Annotated in this window: 23 protein-coding genes and 1 pseudogene; 15 read left to right on the forward strand and 9 right to left on the reverse strand. The window is 50.2% G+C overall.

The window, feature by feature from the left end; translation table 11 throughout:
• Window positions 1-67: 67 nt before the first annotated feature.
• The 4 genes from rplI to rpsF are packed head-to-tail and all read right to left on the reverse strand — an operon-like array spanning window position 68 to window position 2,316.
• Window positions 68-652, reverse strand: a complete 585-nt coding sequence (gene rplI, locus Q397_RS0116005; RefSeq protein ID WP_028880277.1) for a 50S ribosomal protein L9 — start codon at window positions 650-652, stop codon at window positions 68-70.
• A gap of 21 nt (window positions 653-673) precedes the next feature.
• A complete protein-coding gene (locus Q397_RS0116010; RefSeq protein WP_028880278.1) occupies window positions 674-1,621 on the reverse strand; it encodes a DUF2232 domain-containing protein in 948 nt (315 codons plus the stop codon).
• Window positions 1,622-1,669: 48 nt separating this feature from the next.
• Entirely contained in the window at window positions 1,670-1,903 is a 234-nt protein-coding gene (gene rpsR, locus Q397_RS0116015; RefSeq protein WP_028880279.1) for a 30S ribosomal protein S18, read from the reverse strand.
• A complete protein-coding gene (rpsF, locus tag Q397_RS0116020) occupies window positions 1,903-2,316 on the reverse strand; it encodes a 30S ribosomal protein S6 (protein ID WP_028880280.1) in 414 nt (137 codons plus the stop codon). The genes rpsR and rpsF overlap by 1 nt, the downstream gene beginning before the upstream one ends.
• A 410-nt stretch (window positions 2,317-2,726) precedes the next feature.
• Between rpsF and Q397_RS0116025 the strand changes: the two genes are divergently transcribed.
• A complete protein-coding gene (locus tag Q397_RS0116025) occupies window positions 2,727-3,299 on the forward strand; it encodes a PAS domain-containing protein (RefSeq protein ID WP_240475091.1) in 573 nt (190 codons plus the stop codon).
• Window positions 3,300-3,301: 2 nt separating this feature from the next.
• Window positions 3,302-4,447, forward strand: coding sequence for a methyl-accepting chemotaxis protein (locus Q397_RS22990; protein ID WP_038014346.1), 1,146 nt, complete (start codon window positions 3,302-3,304; stop codon window positions 4,445-4,447).
• A gap of 15 nt (window positions 4,448-4,462) precedes the next feature.
• Here Q397_RS22990 and Q397_RS0116035 read toward each other — a convergent pair whose 3' ends face one another.
• The gene (locus tag Q397_RS0116035) at window positions 4,463-4,936 is read right to left on the reverse strand and encodes a PaaI family thioesterase (protein WP_028880282.1); all 474 of its coding nucleotides are present in this window, start codon (window positions 4,934-4,936) and stop codon (window positions 4,463-4,465) included.
• 93 nt (window positions 4,937-5,029) lie between these two features.
• Window positions 5,030-5,647 carry a LysE family translocator gene (locus Q397_RS0116040; RefSeq protein WP_028880283.1) on the reverse strand — a complete coding sequence of 206 codons (618 nt, stop codon included), beginning with the start codon at window positions 5,645-5,647 and terminating at the stop codon, window positions 5,030-5,032.
• 110 nt (window positions 5,648-5,757) lie between these two features.
• Between Q397_RS0116040 and Q397_RS0116045 the strand changes: the two genes are divergently transcribed.
• The gene (locus Q397_RS0116045; RefSeq protein WP_038014349.1) at window positions 5,758-6,246 is read left to right on the forward strand and encodes an Lrp/AsnC family transcriptional regulator; all 489 of its coding nucleotides are present in this window, start codon (window positions 5,758-5,760) and stop codon (window positions 6,244-6,246) included.
• Between the two features lie 16 nt (window positions 6,247-6,262).
• Here the strand turns inward: Q397_RS0116045 and Q397_RS0116050 are convergent, their stop codons facing one another.
• Window positions 6,263-6,451, reverse strand: a complete 189-nt coding sequence (locus tag Q397_RS0116050) for a hypothetical protein (RefSeq protein WP_028880285.1) — start codon at window positions 6,449-6,451, stop codon at window positions 6,263-6,265.
• A 107-nt stretch (window positions 6,452-6,558) separates the two neighbouring features.
• Between Q397_RS0116050 and Q397_RS0116055 the strand changes: the two genes are divergently transcribed.
• The 9 genes from Q397_RS0116055 (at window position 6,559) to Q397_RS0116095 (ending at window position 14,912) form a co-directional block, all read left to right on the forward strand.
• Complete coding sequence (locus Q397_RS0116055; protein ID WP_028880286.1) at window positions 6,559-7,170, forward strand: ABC transporter ATP-binding protein; 612 nt, start codon at window positions 6,559-6,561, stop codon at window positions 7,168-7,170.
• Window positions 7,167-7,961, forward strand: a complete 795-nt coding sequence (locus tag Q397_RS0116060) for an ABC transporter permease (protein WP_028880287.1) — start codon at window positions 7,167-7,169, stop codon at window positions 7,959-7,961. Before Q397_RS0116055 ends, Q397_RS0116060 begins: the two co-directional genes overlap by 4 nt.
• A gap of 111 nt (window positions 7,962-8,072) precedes the next feature.
• Window positions 8,073-9,014, forward strand: coding sequence for an ACP S-malonyltransferase (gene fabD, locus Q397_RS0116065; protein ID WP_028880288.1), 942 nt, complete (start codon window positions 8,073-8,075; stop codon window positions 9,012-9,014).
• A gap of 24 nt (window positions 9,015-9,038) precedes the next feature.
• On the forward strand, window positions 9,039-9,779 hold the full coding sequence (gene fabG, locus Q397_RS0116070; RefSeq protein WP_028880289.1) for a 3-oxoacyl-[acyl-carrier-protein] reductase: 741 nt from the start codon (window positions 9,039-9,041) through the stop codon (window positions 9,777-9,779).
• 156 nt (window positions 9,780-9,935) lie between these two features.
• The gene (locus Q397_RS0116075) at window positions 9,936-10,169 is read left to right on the forward strand and encodes an acyl carrier protein (RefSeq protein ID WP_028880290.1); all 234 of its coding nucleotides are present in this window, start codon (window positions 9,936-9,938) and stop codon (window positions 10,167-10,169) included.
• Between the two features lie 107 nt (window positions 10,170-10,276).
• A complete protein-coding gene (fabF, locus tag Q397_RS0116080) occupies window positions 10,277-11,536 on the forward strand; it encodes a beta-ketoacyl-ACP synthase II (RefSeq protein WP_028880291.1) in 1,260 nt (419 codons plus the stop codon).
• Between the two features lie 9 nt (window positions 11,537-11,545).
• Window positions 11,546-12,586, forward strand: coding sequence for an endolytic transglycosylase MltG (gene mltG, locus Q397_RS0116085; protein WP_084149090.1), 1,041 nt, complete (start codon window positions 11,546-11,548; stop codon window positions 12,584-12,586).
• 119 nt (window positions 12,587-12,705) lie between these two features.
• Window positions 12,706-14,088, forward strand: a complete 1,383-nt coding sequence (locus Q397_RS22995; RefSeq protein ID WP_038014353.1) for a sodium:solute symporter family transporter — start codon at window positions 12,706-12,708, stop codon at window positions 14,086-14,088.
• Window positions 14,085-14,912, forward strand: coding sequence for a metallophosphoesterase family protein (locus Q397_RS0116095; protein WP_028880293.1), 828 nt, complete (start codon window positions 14,085-14,087; stop codon window positions 14,910-14,912). Before Q397_RS22995 ends, Q397_RS0116095 begins: the two co-directional genes overlap by 4 nt.
• Here the strand turns inward: Q397_RS0116095 and Q397_RS25045 are convergent.
• On the reverse strand, window positions 14,873-15,241 hold the full coding sequence (locus Q397_RS25045) for a cereblon family protein (RefSeq protein ID WP_038014356.1): 369 nt from the start codon (window positions 15,239-15,241) through the stop codon (window positions 14,873-14,875). The genes Q397_RS0116095 and Q397_RS25045 overlap by 40 nt on opposite strands.
• Before the next feature lie 2 nt (window positions 15,242-15,243).
• Window positions 15,244-15,996 carry an SDR family NAD(P)-dependent oxidoreductase gene (locus Q397_RS0116105; protein WP_038014389.1) on the reverse strand — a complete coding sequence of 251 codons (753 nt, stop codon included), beginning with the start codon at window positions 15,994-15,996 and terminating at the stop codon, window positions 15,244-15,246.
• A 69-nt stretch (window positions 15,997-16,065) separates the two neighbouring features.
• Between Q397_RS0116105 and Q397_RS0116110 the strand changes: the two genes are divergently transcribed.
• The 3 genes and pseudogenes from Q397_RS0116110 to Q397_RS0116125 all read left to right on the forward strand — a co-directional run.
• Window positions 16,066-16,956 carry a YicC/YloC family endoribonuclease gene (locus Q397_RS0116110; RefSeq protein WP_028880295.1) on the forward strand — a complete coding sequence of 297 codons (891 nt, stop codon included), beginning with the start codon at window positions 16,066-16,068 and terminating at the stop codon, window positions 16,954-16,956.
• Between the two features lie 186 nt (window positions 16,957-17,142).
• On the forward strand, window positions 17,143-18,348 hold the full coding sequence (locus Q397_RS0116115) for a tyrosine-type recombinase/integrase (protein ID WP_028880296.1): 1,206 nt from the start codon (window positions 17,143-17,145) through the stop codon (window positions 18,346-18,348).
• A gap of 422 nt (window positions 18,349-18,770) precedes the next feature.
• A pseudogene (locus Q397_RS0116125) lies at window positions 18,771-19,710 on the forward strand (IS3 family transposase); the annotation flags it as partial.

The following is a 19,710-nucleotide window of genomic DNA, read 5'->3' on the forward strand; positions in this document are numbered from 1 at the left end:
CTCATAAAAAAAAGGCACATCCACATGGTTACGGATGTGCCTTTTTTATCGGTAAGAAGGGAAGATCTTATTCAGAAACTTCTTCTTCAGTCACTTCTTCTACCGCTACTTCTTCAGCAGCGTCTTCAGCAACTTCTTCAACCAGATCGTCTTCTTCGTCAGAAGCAACCATAGCAGACCCGGTTTGAGCCTGGATCTCAGCTTCTTCTTCAGTACGAGCGATGTTTGCAACGATTGTTACAATTACTTCTGGGTGAAGTTTAACAGAGACGTCGTGCAAACCGATGTTTTTCAGTGCACGGTCAAGGTTAACTTGCTGACGAGAGATTGTGAAACCGGCTTTAGTAGCTGCATCAGCGATATCGCGTGTAGATACAGACCCGTAAAGCTGACCCATGTCACCAGCCTGACGGATGATGGCAACCTTCAGGCCTTCCATCTTAGCTGCAACAGCGGCAGCTTCGTCTTTGGCTTTCAGGTTAGCGGCTTCGAGTTGAGCTTTTTGTGCTTCAAAGAACTTTACGTTCTCAGAGGAAGCACGCATCGCTTTTTTCTGCGGCAGCAGATAGTTACGAGCGTAGCCAGGCTTGACGTTGACGAGGTCACCCATCTGGCCCAGTTTTTCCACGCGTTCAAGCAGGATAACTTGCATTAGTCTTCTCCTGTGATGGTGTTAGCGCAAGAATTTCTTACGCAAACCGATCCATTGTTCAATTAATCCTAATCCAATAACAGGTATTGCGACCCATATGGATAATAGTAACAGCAAATAAAAAGCAGACAACAATGCCCCGGCAAAACGTGTCAGTCGCACAAGCTGATGGACCACAGTCAGGCCCAACGCCAGAAACGGTATTGCCATGACGACGGTTATGTTGCGAAAGACATACGCGATGTCTCCGCTTGTCAATACCGTCAAGGCTGCACAGCCGATAAAGGCCCAGGACGCAAAATCCGGCAAAGTCAACTCGCCGTAAACCGGAGAGGGACGCAGCGCTTTGTTCGATTTGGACAAAACACCTTGTGCCAGTATTGCGTTGATGACGGTCATTAATTTCCAGGAGATCAGGACCATCGCGGGGAAGAAGTGTGCCATCTGAGTGACGAACCCTTCTTTTTGCTCCGCATCAAGCGAAGCTGCGACGGTATTGAGCACCAAAGTCAGGAAATCTTTGACCATCTGTGCAATTCCGTCCGTCCCCACTGGCAAAAATGCCAAAGCAAGAACGAACAGAGCGCTACCGTATCCCGACAGTGTCACAAGAGCGCTTCCGATCGGAAACCATTCTTCAACACCGTTTCGGGTGCGGGACGTGAGAACCAGCCGAACAAACAGCCAGCAGGGAAAGGCATTCATAATCGCAAAGATCGAGCCCGCGTAGGGACCACCGATCAATGTGGCAAATACAATTCCTGCAAAACCGGCAATGGCTGCCGGTTTGCCTCCGTTACCCAATCCCGTCAAAAATAACGGGAAGGGAGCCAAGTATGCGAGAAGGAGAGCCAGACCGGACCCTGTAATCAGCGATAAAGCCAACAGGGCACTTAAGGCACCGCTTCCCACGGCGAAGAGAATGACCTTCATATTTAAAGAGAGGTTATCACCTTCACCGAGTTGCATCTTTGACGCTCCTTATTCATGGGGAAACCCCCATAAACCAAGTCAAACTTAGTTGCTGCTGACGTACGGCATCAGGCCCAGGAAACGGGCGCGTTTGATCGCACGGGACAGTTCACGTTGTTTCTTTGCAGAAACAGCAGTAATACGGCTCGGAACGATTTTACCGCGTTCTGATGTGTAGCGTGACAGCAGCTTCACATCTTTATAGTCAATCTTCGGCGCACCTTCACCCGTGAACGGGCAGGATTTGCGGCGACGGAAAAACGGACGACGACCAGCCATTATTCATCTCCCCCTTTTTTGAAATCACGTTGCGGACGATCATCACGCTGAGGGCGATCACCACCACGACGCGGACGGTCATCGCGATCGCGACCTTTTTGCATCATGATTGACGGCTCTTCGTCGTGTTCTTCAACGCGGATAACGAGGTGACGCAGAACGTCTTCGTTCAGACGAAGCTGACGATCAAATTCGTTCAAGGCAGCAGCCGGTGCATCGATGTTGAACAGTACGTAGTGACCTTTGCGGTTTTTCTTCATGCGATAAGCAATGTTCCGCAGGCCCCAATATTCACGCTTCGTGACTTTCCCGCCGTTCTCTTCAATTAGAGTAGCGAGTGTGTCTTGCAAACCCTCAACTTGGGCAGCTGAAGCGTCTTGACGCGCAATAAATACGCTTTCGTATAACGCCATAGTTTTAACTCCCTATGGATTGTCTCAGCCTTTGAGATGGATCACCACGATCATCCCTTGTGGCATAGCCAAGTCCTAAGCGGACCCGGCAAGGAGGCAGTTCGAAAGGCGGGAATATACATTTATTTTGCGCAAATGCAAGGAGATTAAATAAAGCTGGACAGGTTCATCAAATTGTCACAAAACCCAGCTCGCGCCACCATAAGGCGATGAAGTTGTTTGATTAAAAGGTTTTTTTGTAAAATTTTATTTAATTCATATTTAATGCGTTTTTCATCTTGAAAGATGAATAAGGGTAATTACCTATAATTAATATTCTTTAGATGGTTTAAATTGCAGGTTGATTTAGATTACTGTAAGATACGAGACGATTGAAGTAAAAGGTCACGCTTTGCGAGGGGTAAGCGTTTATGAGTGTGATCGTATTGGTAGAAAGTGTGGAGGATGGAATGACAGAAGCGGGTTCGGTCATTACGGGGAAGGAATTGTTTTTTACGTCTGATGAGGTTATTGTTTCCAAGACAGATCTGAAGGGCATTATCACCTATGCGAACGAGACGTTCGCAAAAATGGCGGAGATTAAAAGAAGTGAGGCGCTGGGCAAGCCCCATAACTTCATTCGTCACCCCCATATGCCAAAATGTATTTTTCAACTGCTCTGGAGTATGATTAGCAGTGGAAAAGAGATTTTTGCTTATGTGGTCAATCGGTCATCAAAGGGGAATGAATACTGGGTTTTGGCCCATGTGACCCCCAGTTTTGATACATCTGGAAATATTGTGGGCTATCATAGCAACCGAAGGGTTCCGAATCGGGACGTCTTGGATGGGGTTATTCGCCCCCTCTACAAAGAGTTGCTGGAAATTGAGCGCAATGCGCCAACAAAAAAGGAAGGGCTGGAAAAGTCCTCTCAAAGACTTGAGGAAGTTATCCGCGCGAGTGGGAAGAAGTACAATCATTTCATCATGACTTTGGGAGAATAGCGATGTTCGGTCAATCACAGCAAATCAAGAATGCAATTGTGGAGCTAGAACAGGTTTTGAAGGGAGATTTCGAGGTTCGAATTTCCGATATTCGAAATGGGTCGGATCTGGATCGACTTCTCACTCTTATCAACGATGTTATTGATCGAAATGACGCTTACCTGCGCGAAGCAGCAGCCTGTACGGAACATGTGGCGAATAACGAATATTGGCGCAAGATCGTGATGGATGGCATGTTGGGTAACTATAAGACAGCCAGCGAAAAGGTGAACAGGGCGGTTGATACGATGGCGGGTAAAGTCGTCAGCTTTAAGGAAGTGCTGGACGATTTTGAAGGTGATCTGAATACCATCGTTGGTGCGGTTGCCAATATTTCCCAGCAATTACAGGATTTTGCCCGTGGCATGGGGCGGATTGCGACGGAAACGTCGGAGAAAGCGATGACGGTCGCCGCTGCATCTGAAGAAGCCAGCGTGAACGTGCAAACCGTCTCGTCGGCATCTGAACAATTGTCCGCATCGATTAATGAGATCAGCGCGCAAGTGTCCTCAACCGCGCAATCCATGTCAAAGACCAAGGAAAGTTCGGATGAGATGAGCGGGCATGTGGCCCGTTTGATGGGCTTGACGGAAGAAATTGGTCATGTGGTCGGATTGATCAACGAAATTTCGGACCAAACAAACATGCTGGCCTTGAACGCGACCATCGAGGCCGCGCGCGCAGGCGAAGCCGGTAAAGGTTTTGCGGTTGTTGCGACTGAAGTCAAAGAGTTGGCAAATCAGACCGTGAAGGCCACAGATACAATTGCCTTGCAAGTAAAAGAAATTCAGTCGGCGACGGAAATCACGCGCAACGGCTTTACGCAAATCGGCAAGGAAATTGACTATGTGACCTCTGCCAATGCCTCGGTCTCTTCCGCTGTGGAAGAACAGACCGCCGCGACCGGTGAAATTGCACGCAATATTATTGAGGCATCGGAAGCCACTAAGGAAGTGACCTACAATATCAATGATGTGTCAGCAGGGGCCCAGCAGACAAAAGCAGCTTCACAACAGGTGGAAGAGGTCGCCGCTGACTTGGGTGCGAAAGCGGCAGAGTTGGAAAAAGGCGTCGAACGCTTTATGGAAATGGCACGTAAAGTCGTCTAACGCCTTTTGCCTTCGTTAGGCGCTCGGCAACATTGAGGCCGGCATTTTTACAGCGATGACAGAGCCTTTGACACAGGCTTTGTCGTTCGCGTAGATGGTAATATCCACAATCACTTTCTTTTCTTTGACTTCTCGGATCGTCCCTCTTAGCTGGAGGGGGACGCCTAAAGGTGTGGGCGCGAGAAAATCAACATTGAGATTACCTGTGACAAAACGTAACGCAGGCTCGCTCCCCAAGGGACGACCTTCAGCCTTGTAAGCCGCAGCAGAGGCTGAACCTGTGCCGTGACAGTCAATCAGAGAGGCAAGCAAGCCCCCATAGACGAAGCCGGGCAGCGCTGTGTGTTCTTCGTTTGGTGTGAAGGTCGCAACCGTTTCCTCCCCCTCCCAATAGCTTTTTAGTTGATGGCCCATCGGGTTGTTTTTTCCGCAGCCATAACAATGGCTGAAATCGTCGGGGTAGGCATCTTGAAAGGCAATCTGTGACATGAGGTTTCCTGTTCTGTTTTTTATAAGGTTTTAAAGTCAAAAGATGACAGTCATCCATAAGGCTTGCATTGATATATCGCAAGTCCCTAATGTTTAAAGGAAGATCACTTTTAGCCCTAAAAGGACCATGGCGACGCCTAAAATACGGTCGATCCAATGGCTATATTGTCCATACAGCTGGTTGATACGTGGTTTGGACAGGATCAGCACGACAAAGGTGAACCAGAGAGCATGGATGGACATCATCCATAAGCCATAGATGGTGATCTCCCCGTTGGAAATATCGCTTGATAGAACAAAGGTGAAGACGGCTGGATAATACAGAATAGCCTTTGGGTTAAGCAGGTTGCACAGAAAACCTTTTCTCAGGGATTTACGTGAGTTCTCTAAAAGCAAGGGGAGTTGGGAATCTGTGCATTGTTTGGGGCGTGCACGCATGGCGCCAAGGCCTAGATAGATCAGGTAGCCCCCGCCTGCCAGTTGGATGAACAGGAGGGCGTTTTTTGATTGGGAGAGGACTTGTGCCAATCCGAACGAGGAATAGCCGATATGGATAATGCTGCCGAGCAAGCTGCCGAGAACACAAAAAAGCCCGATCTTTTTGCCGTGTTCCAACGTCTGGCGTGAGATGAGTAAAAATTCGGGCCCGGGCGAGACAATGGCAAACACATGGAGGGTCGTGATAACCAGCAGGCCGTGAAGGAGTTCCATGATCTGTCTTCCTGTAAAATCAAAAGAGATATTGATTTTATTTTCTATAAGCAGGAATATCCTTTTTATATTGCCCTATATTTTAGGATTTTTGAAAGAAGTCTCTAAAAATGATACATAAAGAAAAAGAAACCCCTATAGAGCTGGATGAGGTCGATCTGAAGATCCTGCGCATCTTGCAGGAAGATTCCCGGATCAGTAATACCAAGCTTGCTCAAGCGGTGAACCTGAGTGAGACACCGTGCTGGCGGCGTTGGAAGCGGCTGGAAGAAAATGGGCTGATTTCGAGCTATCGGGCGGTCTTGGATCGGCGCAAGCTCGGGTTTGGGGTGGTGGCGTTTGTGAATGTCACATTTCAAACGCACAATATGGACCCGACCATGGAATTTGAAAAAAAAATGCAGGAATTGGACTGGATCGTTATGTGTCACTGCATCACGGGGAGTGTGGATTATTTAGTGCAAATGGTTGCGTCCGACCTTGATGAATTTGGCGAACGGATAAATGCTTTGCGTCTTATCCCCGGTGTGAATGCGATCCAGTCCCAGATTTCCGTCAATGAGGTGAAAGAAACCTCAAGTTTGCCGTTGGGCAGGTAGAAAGGAAGGGGGCTGATTAGCAGTTGCCTTTTTTCGCCTGTCCCGGTGGACAGAATTTGCCATCGCCGGATTTGTCGGAATCTTTCACTTCAATCTCTACACCAGACGGGCTTTTGACTTTGACGCTTGGTGAGCTGACGGTTGTTTGACAGGCTGATACCAAAACGGCTGCCCCAAGCAGTGCTGACAGGGGTAAGAATTTCATAGCGCTCTCCAGTTGATTTTGCTTACTTATTTAAAAATATATGTACTAATACTAAAGTATTCATGTGATAGGATAAATGCAAGTCTTTGCGAAGGCAGGAAGATACGATGCTGATGATTGAAAATCTGGAGGTCAAAGGGATTTCTGCACAGGGCTTATGCCTGCAAGCGGGCGACTGTGTATCTCTGACTGCCGCATCAGGGATGGGCAAATCCTTATTTTTGAAAGCCCTTGCGGATTTACTGCCCAATCAGGGGCGTTTGGTGCTGGACGGGTGTGAGCGTAATGACATGGCGGCACCGGACTGGCGGCGACAAATCACCTTCGTTGGTGCTAAACCCGCATGGTGGGAAGATCGCGTGGTGGATCATTTTAACGATCTGGATTGGTTGCGCGATATTCTGCCCCTGTTTGATCTGGATGAAAAATTGATTGATGCGCCGGTGGCACGGCTTTCAACAGGTGAGTCGCAACGGCTTGCCTTGATCCGGGCGCTGGAAGATGTGACGGAAGGCCGTGTGCGATATCTGCTCTTGGACGAGCCAACCGCCGCGCTGGATCAGGCCCACCAGATCATGGTGGAAGAGGTGTTGTCCAGCTATTTAAAGGCCGGACTGGTTGCGGTTTTGTTTGTGAGCCATGATGAGCGTCAGGTGGATCGTTTTGCCAAACGGCAGTGGCAAATCTATAACCGTCGCGTGTCGGAGGTACGGTCGTGATCGAGATCGGCTATATGGAATTGGCGCTCGGCAGCCTGTTGTTGCTGGTGCATGGGGCAGTGACACTTATATATAAAGCAGGCTCCCCCTTTAGTCTGTTGATCGCTGGCGTGCGTATGGCCGTTCAGCTTAGTCTGATGGCCTATGTGTTGCGGTTTTTGTTTGCCGCCGATATGCCGCTTTGGACGCTTTTGGCTGTGTTGGTCATGGTTGCATTTGCCGGCTATGAAGTGGTGGCCCGACAGACCCGCCCCATGGAAGGCTGGTGGGGCTATGGGATCGCAACGGGTAGTATCTGTATGGCGGCAGGGATTGTTACCGTTTTTTCCCTGTTTGTGCAGTTAAAGCCGGACCCTTGGTATGATGCGCGCTACACCATACCGTTGCTGGGGATGGTGCTGGGCAATACCATGACGGGGATCAGCATTGGCCTGTCCACCTTGGCAAATGCCCTGAAACAAAATAGCGATGCGATTGAAGCTCGCCTTGCCTTGGGGCATACCCGCACCCAAGCCTGCCAGGCGGTCATTCGCCAATCCCTCCATACGGGCTTGATCGGAATCGTTAATTCCATGTCGGCGGCGGGCCTTGTGTTTATACCCGGTATGATGACCGGACAGTTGATGGCCGGGGCCGACCCGATCGAGGCGGCAAAATACCAAGCCCTGATTATGTTTCTCATCGCAGGGGGCACGGCGATTGGCACGGTCAGCGCGGTTATTCTGGGCGTTTACCGTCTGACAGATGAGCGTCATCGCTTGCGCTTGGAACGGCTGTCCATAAAAATGTAAAAGAAGGGCAAAAAAGTCGTCATATCGTGTGTTGTTGCTTGACAGATAGCGGCAAGGCTTTATTTGTTGGTCCAAACAATTTGTATTTGCATTCTAGAAGGCGTTTCATATATGACCCGCGCATTTGTATTTCCCGGTCAAGGTTCTCAAGCTGTTGGCATGGGTAAAGATTTGGCTGAAGCATTCTCGGTCGCACGTGAAGTTTTTGAAGAAGTTGATGAGGCTCTGTCCCAGAACCTGTCAAAAATCATGTTCGAAGGCCCGGACGATCAGTTGGTCCTGACCGAAAATGCGCAACCGGCCTTGATGGCGGTGTCCCTTGCCGTGTCTCGCGTTCTGGAAAAAGAAGGCAATATCAATCTGGCAGACCACTGCGCCATGGTCGCCGGTCACTCTTTGGGTGAATATTCGGCGCTGGCAGCAATGGGCGCTTTCTCTATCGCGGATACGGCACGTTTGCTGAAAGTACGTGGTAAAGCCATGCAAGCGGCTGTGCCGGTTGGTGAAGGCGCGATGGCAGCTTGCCTCGGTCTTTCTTTGGAAGATGCGCAAGCGGTTGCTGAAGAAGCGGCGCAAGGTGAAGTCTGTACAGCAGCAAACGACAACGCACCGGGCCAAGTGGTTTTGTCCGGTGCTAAGGCTGCGATTGATCGTGCCATTGAAATTGCCAAAGAAAAGGGCGCGAAACGCTCCGTTCTGTTGCCTGTTTCAGCACCGTTCCATTGTGCCTTGATGCAGCCTGCCGCAGATGCGATGGCGGAAGCTTTGGCGGATGTCATCATCAACGCGCCAAGCGTGCCGGTTGTAGCAAACGTGGCGGCGGAACAAGTGACGGACCCGGAAGAAATCCGCAAACTGCTGGTCGAGCAGGTCTGTGGTTCCGTTCGTTGGCGCGAAGGTGTCCTTTACATGAAAGACCAAGGTGTTGAGCAATTGGTCGAATTGGGGACAGGGAAAGTCCTGTCCGGTCTGGCGCGTCGTATTGATCGTTCCCTGACAGGGGTTGCGGTGAACGGTCCGGCGGATATCGAGTCTTTCTTGGCGTCTCTGTAATTATAAAGAATAGGGTGAATAGATATGTTTGATTTAACAGGTAAGTGCGCATTGGTGACAGGTGCATCCGGCGGTATTGGTGCCGAGATTGCAAAAGCACTGCATGCCCAAGGCGCAACCGTTGGCCTGACCGGCACACGCGTTGAAGCGTTGGAAAAAGTAGCGGCAGAAATCGGTGGCGAGCGTGTGCATATTCTGCCGTGCAACCTGTCTGATGACGAAGCCTTGGCGGCTTTGCCGAAACAAGCTGAAGAAGCTATGGGATCGCTGGACATTCTGGTTAATAACGCAGGTCTGACACGTGATAACCTTGCGATGCGTCTGAAAGACGAAGATTGGGATTCTGTGCTTAACGTTAACCTTACAGCCGCTTTTAAACTGTCCAAGGCGGTTTTGCGCGGCATGATGAAAAAACGTTGGGGCCGTATCATCGGCATTACCTCCATCGTTGGGGTAACGGGGAATGCAGGTCAGGCAAACTATGCAGCGTCTAAAGCGGGCATGATTGGCTATTCCAAATCATTGGCGGCAGAAGTGGCGTCCCGTGGTGTAACCGTTAATTGTGTGGCACCGGGCTATATCGCAACAGCCATGACGGACGAGCTGTCTGATGGTGTTAAAGAAGCCATGTTGGGCATGATTCCGGCAGGGCGTATGGGCCAAGCGGACGAGATTGCATCCGGTGTTGTGTATCTGGCAAGTAATGAAGCGCAATATGTTACAGGTCAGACCTTGCATATCAACGGTGGCATGGCGATGATTTAAATGGGTCGAAAGCCTCTCAATTAGGGCTTTCACCTGCTTAAAAAGTGTGCTACGAAACCACAATCCTGACTCTTTTAAGGAGTCGGGGAACAGTTTTATAGAGAGGTCGGGCAAAGGGCCGGACCTAGTACCAATACCGTTAAGGGAATTATTAAGATGAGCGATGTCGCAGAGCGCGTAAAGAAAATCGTAGTTGAACACCTCGGCGTTGAAGAAGCTAAAGTAACTGAAAACGCTTCTTTCATCGACGATCTGGGCGCTGACAGCTTGGACACTGTTGAGCTGGTAATGGCGTTCGAAGAAGAATTCGGTTGTGAAATTCCGGACGATGCTGCTGAAAAAATCTTGACTGTTAAGGACGCCATCGACTTCATCGAAGCAAACGGCTAATTCCTTCAAGTGCGTTAAAACGAGATGTGAGCGTCGGCCGTTGTTCGGTTTGCGCTCATTCTTGTTTATAAGCCTATCAATCCAGACGTTAGGGATTATGATCTGACATGAGACGTGTTGTCATTACAGGCCTGGGTATGGTGTCACCATTGGCAAATGGTGTTAAACCGACTTGGGAAAAACTTTTGAATGCCGAATCAGGTATTAATGCCATCGAATCTTTCGATGTTTCCGACATTCCAGCCAAAATTGCCGGTCAAGTACCACTCGGTGAAGGCGCAGGTCTGTTTAATTTCGACGATTATGTAACGCCGAAAGAACGACGTCGCATGGACGACTTTATTGTCTATGGTCTGGCAGCCGCAATTGAAGCTGTTGAAGATGCGGGTGTTCAATCTGACGATGAAGAAACATTGTGTCGCACAGGTGTCATGATCGGTTCTGGTATCGGTGGTCTGCCTGAAATTTCTAAAGGCGCAGTGACGGTCGAAACCAACAGTGTTCGTCGTTTATCACCGTTCTTTATTCCGGCAAGTTTGATCAATCTTGTGTCTGGTCATGTGTCCATCAAGTACGGTTTTAAAGGTCCGAACCACGCAGTTGTGACGGCCTGTGCAACAGGGGCGCATGCGATCGGTGATGCGGCACGTATCATCGCCTTGGATGACGCGGACGTAATGGTTGCCGGTGGGGCAGAAGCTGCCTGTTGCCGTTTGGGCATGGCTGGTTTTGCGCAGGCAAAAGCGCTCTCTACATCTTACAATGATGATCCGACTGCGGGGTCTCGTCCGTGGGACGAAGGTCGTGACGGTTTTGTCATGGGCGAAGGTGCTGGCGTTGTTGTTTTGGAAGAATATGAGCGTGCGAAAGCCCGTGGTGCCAAGATCTATGGCGAAGTCATTGGCTACGGCATGTCTGGCGATGCGTATCACATCACCGCACCAGCGTCTGACGGGAACGGTGGTTTCCGTGCGATGCAGGCCTCTATCAAACGCGCGGGCATCAATCCGGAAGATATCGACTACATCAACGCACACGGCACATCCACACCGTTGGGTGACGAGATTGAGCATGGTGCGGTTAAGCGTATGTTGGGCGCTCACTACAAGAATCCGACAATGTCTTCGACGAAATCTGCCATCGGTCACCTGTTGGGTGCAGCCGGTGCGGTTGAAGCCATTTTCTCTCTGCTGTCCATCCGCGACAATGTCGTGCCGCCAACCCTGAACCTGAACAACCCGTCTGAGGGCTGTGACATGGATCTGGCGCCGCTGCAGGCAAAAGAGCGCAAAGTTAATATTGCGTTGTCCAACTCCTTCGGGTTTGGTGGCACAAACGCTTCATTGGTGTTCAAGTCCGTGGACTAAGGATGTTTCATGTCTGAAGCTGAAGAAGCTCCTAAGAAACAGAAACAGACAAAAAAGCCGAAATCTTCGATTAAGAAGGTTTCGGCTTTTCTTGTGGGGTTTCTGGTTATCATAGGTCTTGCCGCAGGCGGCGGGGCGTATTGGTTGAAGAAAAACTTCACCCAGTCGTGGGTGTTGCAGGAAGATAAAGTGGTGGTCATTCCGCAAGGGAGTGGCGTTGCCAAGATTGCCAACCTCTTGCATGGGGAAGGGGTGATTGAGAACCCCTTGGCCTTTCGCCTTGCCTTGCGGGTTGCCAAGCTGGATAAACGTTTGAAGGCGGGTGAATTTCTGTTCCCGGCCCAAGTTACACCAGAGCAAGCCGCCCATATTCTGGAAGAAGGTAAGACGGTGCTTCACCGTATCACCTTGCCGGAAGGCCTCACCTCGGCTGAGATCGTGGCTTTGTTGAATGCCCATGACGGTCTGGACGGGGTGATTACGAACATCCCGCCAGAAGGCAGCTTGCTGCCGGAAACCTATACGTATGCCCGTGGGGCCAAGCGTGCCGATATATTGGACCATATGCAGGATGCCATGCAGGCGACGCTGGATGCGTTATGGTCAAACCGCAAAGAGGGATTACCGTTAGCAACAAAGCAGGAGGCCTTGATCTTGGCCTCTATTGTTGAAAAAGAAACGGCGATCAGTTCAGAGCGCGGCATGGTGGCAGGGGTCTTTATCAATCGGTTGAACAAACGCATGCGGTTGCAGACTGACCCGACGGTGGCGTATGGGATTACCTTGGGGCAATCGGACTTGGGCCGCCCTTTATCAAAAAAGGATTTAAAAACCCCCACAGCCTATAACACCTACACGATCTACGGTTTGCCCCCGACCCCGATCAGTAATCCAGGCCGCGCCTCGATTGAGGCGGTTTTGAACCCGCTGGAAACCAAGGCGCTCTATTTTGTAGCAGACGGTACGGGCGGGCACGCCTTTGCCAATAGTTTGCAGGAACATAATCGCAATGTCGCAAAATGGCGGCGGATCGAACGGTCGCGCAAGTAGGGGCAAACAGATTTAAGGGAGAGGCATCAGCGTCTCCCTTTTTTGTTCACGGGCTTGTGATTGGTTTTTGATCACGCTGATAGATAAGCTGAGCGCAGATACATCTACAAGAGGGTCCTATGTCAGAAACCGTATTAATAGCGTTAGTCGTTGCGATGGCGGTGATCAGTTTTATCCTGTCACCACGGGTGAAAACAACCGATGGCTTTTTTAAAGGCTTTGATGAGTTTGGCCAGGCTCCAGGCTTGTGGACCCTGACGTTGTCCCAGGTGACCACGTGGATTTTTGCCCGTTCACTGATGAATGCGGCGATCCTCGGTTTTTACTATGGGATCGCGGGCACCTTGGCCTATGCGGCCTATTATCTGAGCTTTTTAACGGGCGGCTACATCGTTGATCGGGTGCGCTTTGAACATGGCTACGATAGCATTCAGGCCTGTTTGTTTGACCGGTACGGGCGCGTGGGGACTCTGAGCTATAACATTCTGGTCGGCGTGCGCCTGCTGAGCGAGGTCTTTGCCAACCTCTTGGTGATCGGCATCATTTTTGGCGTGGCGGGCAGTACGGGCTATACGCTGTCCATCATCGCGCTTGCTGTGCTGACCTTGGTATATTCCATGATGGGCGGCTTGCGGGCCTCCTTGCGTACCGATGTTTTTCAAACGCTTTTGTTGATCGCGAGCTTGATTGTTCTGGTCGGGGTGATGAGTGTGGAAAGCACGTTTGATGTGGGGGCGATCTTATCCTCCAGCCCAGACTTTTCCGCACCCGGCTGGATTTTGCTGGCGGTGGCCTTGTTGCAGGTCTGGAGCTATCCCATGCACGATCCGGTGATGATGGATCGTGGTTTCTTGGCAGATCGGGTGACCACACGCAAAAGCTTCCAATACGCCTGTGCGATTTCGGTTGTTGCGATTATCCTGTTTGGCCTGTTGGGTATCTTTGCGGGATTGAACAAAGAAAGTGGTGAAGCCATGGTCGTCGCCCTGACCCGATTGTTGGGGGAACCTGCGATGATTATTTTTAATGTCGCTTTGATTGTCTCGGCGGTTTCCACGCTCGACTCGACGTTCTCCAGTTCCTCCAAACTGGTTGTCGATCAGATGGGCTTTATGGACAAGACCGTGCGCAACGGGCGCATCGTAATGGCGCTGTTTTTATTAGGCGGTCTGTTCTTCCTGTTTTTGGGGCAGAAAGATCTGTTTGCGGCTGTTGCGGTCAGCGGCACGGCCTCTATGTTCTTAACGCCGGTGATCTTCTTCAACATTATGTGGAAGCGTGAAACGGCCTTATGGGCCTATGTCCTCAGCTTCTTTACCGCCCTTGCCGGTGGCGCGCTTTATATGATGGAGGCAGGCGGTCATCTGTCGCTGATCACACCTTTGCTGGGCTTGGAGCATAAATATGCCAAGCTTCTGATGATCTGCCTTTGCGTTCTCGGGGTGGCTATGACAAGCTTTGCGCTTGGCTCCCTCCAACGGGTAAAAGCAGGTAACGCATGATCCTTAGACTCAAAGGGCCGCTGCTGGTCTTCGGCGGTCCCTATTCCAACCTTGAAGCCTTAAAAGCCCTGCGCGATATGGCGGCGGTGCGCGGCATTGCGCCGGATCATTGCCTCTGTACCGGAGATGTGGTGGCCTATTGCGCCGATGCGAAAGCCTGTGTGGATGAAATTCGCGACTGGGGGGTCCCCGTGGTGATGGGCAACTGTGAGGAAAGTCTGGGCCTTGGGGCAGACGACTGTGGCTGCGGGTTTGAAGAAGGGACGACGTGTGACCTGCTATCCAAGCAATGGTTTACTCATGCCCAAGCTCAGTTAACCGAAGACGACCGGGTCTGGATGCGCCAGCTCCCGCGCTTGATTGAGGTGCGTTACACACCGTTTAAGCTGCGGGCCATTCATGGCGGGGTGGATCGGATCAATCGGTTTCTCTTTGCCTCCCAAAAGCAAGAGATTGAGGAGGAGCTTTATAACGCGGATGTGGATGTTATCCTCGCCGGACATTGCGGGGTGCCCTTTGTGCATCAAGCGAACGGTCAATATTGGATCAATGCCGGTGTTATCGGCATGCCCGCCAATGACGGGCAACCGCGCACATGGTATGCGATCCTGACCCCGGATGAACAGGGGCTGGACGTGAGCTTTCATCAGCTTGAGTACGAGTATGCAAAAGCCGCTGACAAGATGCGTGATCAAGGGTTGGCGCAAGGGTACGCCCAGGCGCTATCTACAGGGCTATGGCCCAGTCTGGATGTGTTGCCGGAAAAGGAAAAAGCACAGACAGGTCAGCGGCTGTCGGTCAATCGGTTGAGGATTAATCCGTAAAAGCTGTTGATCGGGCCATCACCCGCAAAATGCCAGCCCATCTGGATGCCGCAATTTGTACACCGCGCGATTTTCCAACTGTAGCCCGGAAACCACGAAAATTCACTGCTGGCGCGACCCGTCTCGATACAGCCGGATGCCGTTTTAAAGCACCCAATGGTAAACAACTCGCCCGCCCGGTTAAAGACCGTATGCTCATGGTCGCCACGCATACTAATCTGCTGATTGGGGTGGGTGATTTTGCACTGACAGGTCTTACAGAACAGAGAATGGTTGCCATTTTTCTGGTCTGTTTCATTTTCGCGTTTTATTTGGGCATCAAAGGGCATGGCTATTCTTTAGACGGTAAATATTTGGACAATAGCTGAACCAATCCCAAGGGCATCAGACTAAACAGTCGGACAGCAGTCGCCATAGGGAAGGGAAAAGCGATAATCGCCTTGTTTTGGGCGATACCTTTTCTAATTATACGCGCAGCCTTATCACCTTTCATCAAAAAAGGCATCTTAAAATTGTTTTTTTCTGTTATGCGGCTTTCCACAAAGCCCGGACAGATGACATTTACCTTTAGCCCTGTCTCCTGATAGCGCAGGCGCAGGGCCTCCCCATAGGCTTTGACCGCAACTTTACTGGCACTATAAGCCGGGGAGCTGCCAAGCCCCCGAAAGCCGGCCAACGAACTCATGAGCGCGATTTGCCCCTGATTGCGATTGATCATGATCGGGATGAGCGGCAAAATGGTATTGAGGGTGCCAGCTAGATTGACTGCGAAGATATCGCGGGTGCTTTCTTCCCAGTTTTCCACTCCGTTTGAGCCTCCGGAAATTCCGGCGTTGGAGATGACAAGGTCCAGCGGCTCCGCGCCATCAATGGCCAGTAACCAGTCTGTCATGGCGGCACGGTCCATGACATCGATGAGTTTGGTTTCAACCAGTGCCCCTTTGGCGCGACAGAGGGTTGCGATCTCGTCCAATCGGTCTTTGTTGCGCCCGGTCAGGGAGAGCTTTGTGTCCGGTTCTGCATATTCAAGGGCGAGGGCATGACCAATTCCGCTTGAAGCGCCGGTAATCAGGATATGTTTCATGGACAACAGCTTAGCAAGAAAGGTATAAGCAAAGTCAAATCTTATCTTCCACACAGGAGCATTAAGCACATGTCCATCCATTCAATGACCGGATTTGCCCGCACCAGCGGACAGTATGGGAATTATAGTTGGACATGGGAAGTCCGCAGCGTAAATGGCAAAGGATTGGACATCCGCATGCGCCTGCCGTCCGGCTTTGATGCCTTGGACCTGCCGGTGCGCAATGCGTTTGGCAAACTTTTCACGCGCGGCAATATGTCGGTGAGCTTAAATGTCAGCCATAATCAGGAACAGGCGGGCTATCGCGTCAACCATGAACTGTTAAAGCAACTGGTCGGGGTGATGCAGGACATTCAGAAAGATATCCCAACAGTATCTGCGCCTTCCGTTGATGGCCTGATGGGCCTGCGCGGTGTGATCGAACCGATTGAGGAAAGCGAGAGCGAAGAAGAACGCGCCGATGTCTTAAAAGTGATCCTGTCCTCGTTAGAAAATGCGCTGCAAAGCTTGTTGGAACATCGCGGCAGTGAAGGGGCGCGCATGCAAGAAGTGTTGGATACACACTTAAGTGAGATTGCAGACTTATGCACCAAGGTGGAAGCCTGCGCCGCCGCCCAACCCGCCGCGATTAAAGCGCGTTTGGTACGCCAACTCAAAGACGTCATGGCAGACTTGCCGGAACTGGATGAAGAACGCATCGCCCAAGAAGCCGCGGTTCTGATGACCAAAGCTGATGTGCGCGAAGAACTCGACCGCCTGCGCGCCCATATCGATGGCGCGCGCGATTTGCTTGCTAAAGGCAGCCCGTGCGGCCGCAAACTCGATTTCCTCTGTCAAGAATTCAACCGCGAAGCCAACACACTCTGCTCTAAAGCCCAAGACGTAGACCTCACCCGCATCGGCTTGGATCTGAAAGCGGTCATCGAACAGTTTAGAGAGCAGGTGCAGAATATAGAGTGATCGTTCATGGTGGGTCACGAAGTTTTATAAGTATATATAAAACAACGATTTAACTAAATTTCACCTGTTCATTCTGTTTCATCGTTTGTCACCATGTTTCGATAAAGTGGTGACAAGATCGGTGACAAAATATCGTATCGTCCTTATAATATCTATTCTTGTCACCAATTTTGAATAGGTGTTGTCATGGCGATGCAGATCACAGCAGCGAAAATCAAATCTCTTTCAAAGTCTGGAAAGCCCGGAAGGCATGCTGCGGGGGCAGGTCTCTACTTTCGTATCAGCAGTGTCGGCACCTCAAGCTGGATCGTTCGCTACACCGTCTTTGGTAAACGCCGAGAGATGACCCTTGGCAATTACCCCACAATGTCGCTAGCAGACGCCTATGCCCGTGCCGCACAGATCAAAGAAGATTGCAAAAACGATGTTGACCCCTTAGCTGAACGCCATCGGGCTGAAATCGGTACGTTCAATACGGTGGATGATCTGGCGAAAGATTGGCTGGAAGATTGCGCAAGACGCTTAAAACACCCTAAAATCCCAGAGAGAGTGTATCACAAGGAGGTTAAGCCTCTGATCGGCAGTCTCTCCCTAAACCAAGTGACGCCCCGCGATATTCGCGCCGTTCTCAATAAAATTGCCAAAAGTGACAGACCAAGTATTGCGAACGATGCCCTGATGTATTGTAAACAGCTTTTCCGCCACGGCATTAAACTTGACCTGCTCACCCATAACCCTGCGGAGCCTTTCAGCGTCAATGATGCAGGTGGGTTTGAAAAAAGCCGTAGTCGTGCCCTCACTCTGAATGAACTCAAATCCGTTTTCACCACATTTCGCGAAAACTCTGTGCAGTTCACCCGTGAAAACTATCTGGCAACTGCACTGTTGCTTTGCCTTGGTGTGCGTAAAGGCGAACTCATTGCCGCCAAATGGGATGAATTCGACTTTCAGAACAAGCTTTGGAAAATCCCGGAAGCGCGCAGCAAAACAGAAGCAGCGATCACCATTCCGCTGGCTGACCCTGTGGTTCAGTGGCTTGAAGAATTAAAGGTCCGTTCTTTCGGTTCTGAATATGTCTTCCCCAACCGCAGAACAACCAAAAGCGCACAACACATCAGCCACGACACCCTCAATGCCGCCATTCAAAAGCTGTTCAAAGAAGGTAAGCTGTCCGTCGATCATTTCACCGTCCACGATCTACGACGGACCTTCCGCAGCTTACTCGCAAGCGAAGGCATCCCCGGTCACATCGCCGAACGCTGCCTGAACCATAAATTAAAAGGGGTTGAGGGTATTTATGATCGCTATGACTATTTGGATGAACGAAGAGAGGCGTTATCGCGGATTAGTGCGAAGCTGGAGCTGATCATTACTAAGGGGTTTGAGTTTTAACCGAGCCTGTCCGGTTTCCTGTGTAAGTGGCCATCCTGTAAACTCCAATTTGGAGGTGTCAGAAGATGGTTATCAAGAAAGAATTTCTCGAGGAGCTTTTGGCGTCAGTTGACATTTGATAGGGCAATATGGCTAACGGCGTTATAACGCCAAAACAAAATTGCAGCAAGCAAAACAAATCGCTGCATAACGGTCTATTTCTGTAGCTCCTTGAAAATAGGGGTAATGCCATTCTGTTTATTAAGGAGGAAATAGTATTTTCATTTTCTTCTTTAAGGTGTTTCCATTGAGAGGTGATACTAGTAATATCACACCTGCTAAAGTCGTGTTTGTGGTGGGGGGGATATGAAACTAGAAAACATGAATAGCCCCTAGATTTCTAGACACCTTGTCGGTTACAAAATGAGGCAAGGAGTTTATTAATGTCTAAATCCCATTTCACCGATGACTTTAAAATTGACGCTGTAAAGCAGATTACAGAACGTGGCTATTCAGTTGCGGAAGTTTCTAAGCGCTTAGGTGTCAGTACGCACTCGCTCTATCAGTGGCGTAAGCGTTTTTCCAAATCCCCCCCTGTCATCAAAGAAGTTGTAGATCAATCCCTTGAGATTAGCCGCCTAAAGAAAGAATTGGCTCGCGTTACTGAGGAACGTGACATTTTAAAAAAGGCCACGGCGTTCTTCGCAAAAGATGCCAAGTGAAGTACGCCTTTATCAAGGTTCATAGCTGCGATTTTATGGTTCGAAGCATGTGCCGAATGTTGCATGTCCACCCAAGCGGGTTTTATGCGTGGTTAAGATCACCACTGAGCAAAAGAGCCCTTGAAGATCAACGCCAAACGGCATTACTCAAGCAAGCTTGGGAAGAAAGTGGCAAAGTTTACGGCTATCGTAAATTACATGATGACCTGTGTGATCTGGGCGAATGCATAAGTCCCAATCGTGTTGCTCGTCTGGCCCGTATGGCTGGGATATCCGCCCAGATTGGTTATAAACGTCGGCCAGGTCAATGTGGTGGCAAGCCATCTGTCGTGGTTGACAATACACTTGATCGCCAATTTGATGTGCAGGAACCCAATCGATTTTGGGTAACGGACATTACGTATATTAAGACGACAGAGGGGTATTCTTATCTCGCTGTCGTTATTGATCTTTATTCAAGAAAAGTTGTCGGTTGGTCTATGCAAAGCAGGCAACCAACAGAACTTGTTTTGCAGGCATTATTGATGGCTGTGTGGCGGCGAAAACCTGCGGATAAAGTTGTCATACATTCAGATCAAGGTTCACAGTTTACCAGCATTGAATGGGCATCATTTCTAAAAGCACACAATTTAGAACATTCTATGAGCCGCCGTGGCAATTG

Source organism: Terasakiella pusilla DSM 6293 (genome assembly GCF_000688235.1).
GTDB lineage: Bacteria > Pseudomonadota > Alphaproteobacteria > Rhodospirillales > Terasakiellaceae > Terasakiella > Terasakiella pusilla.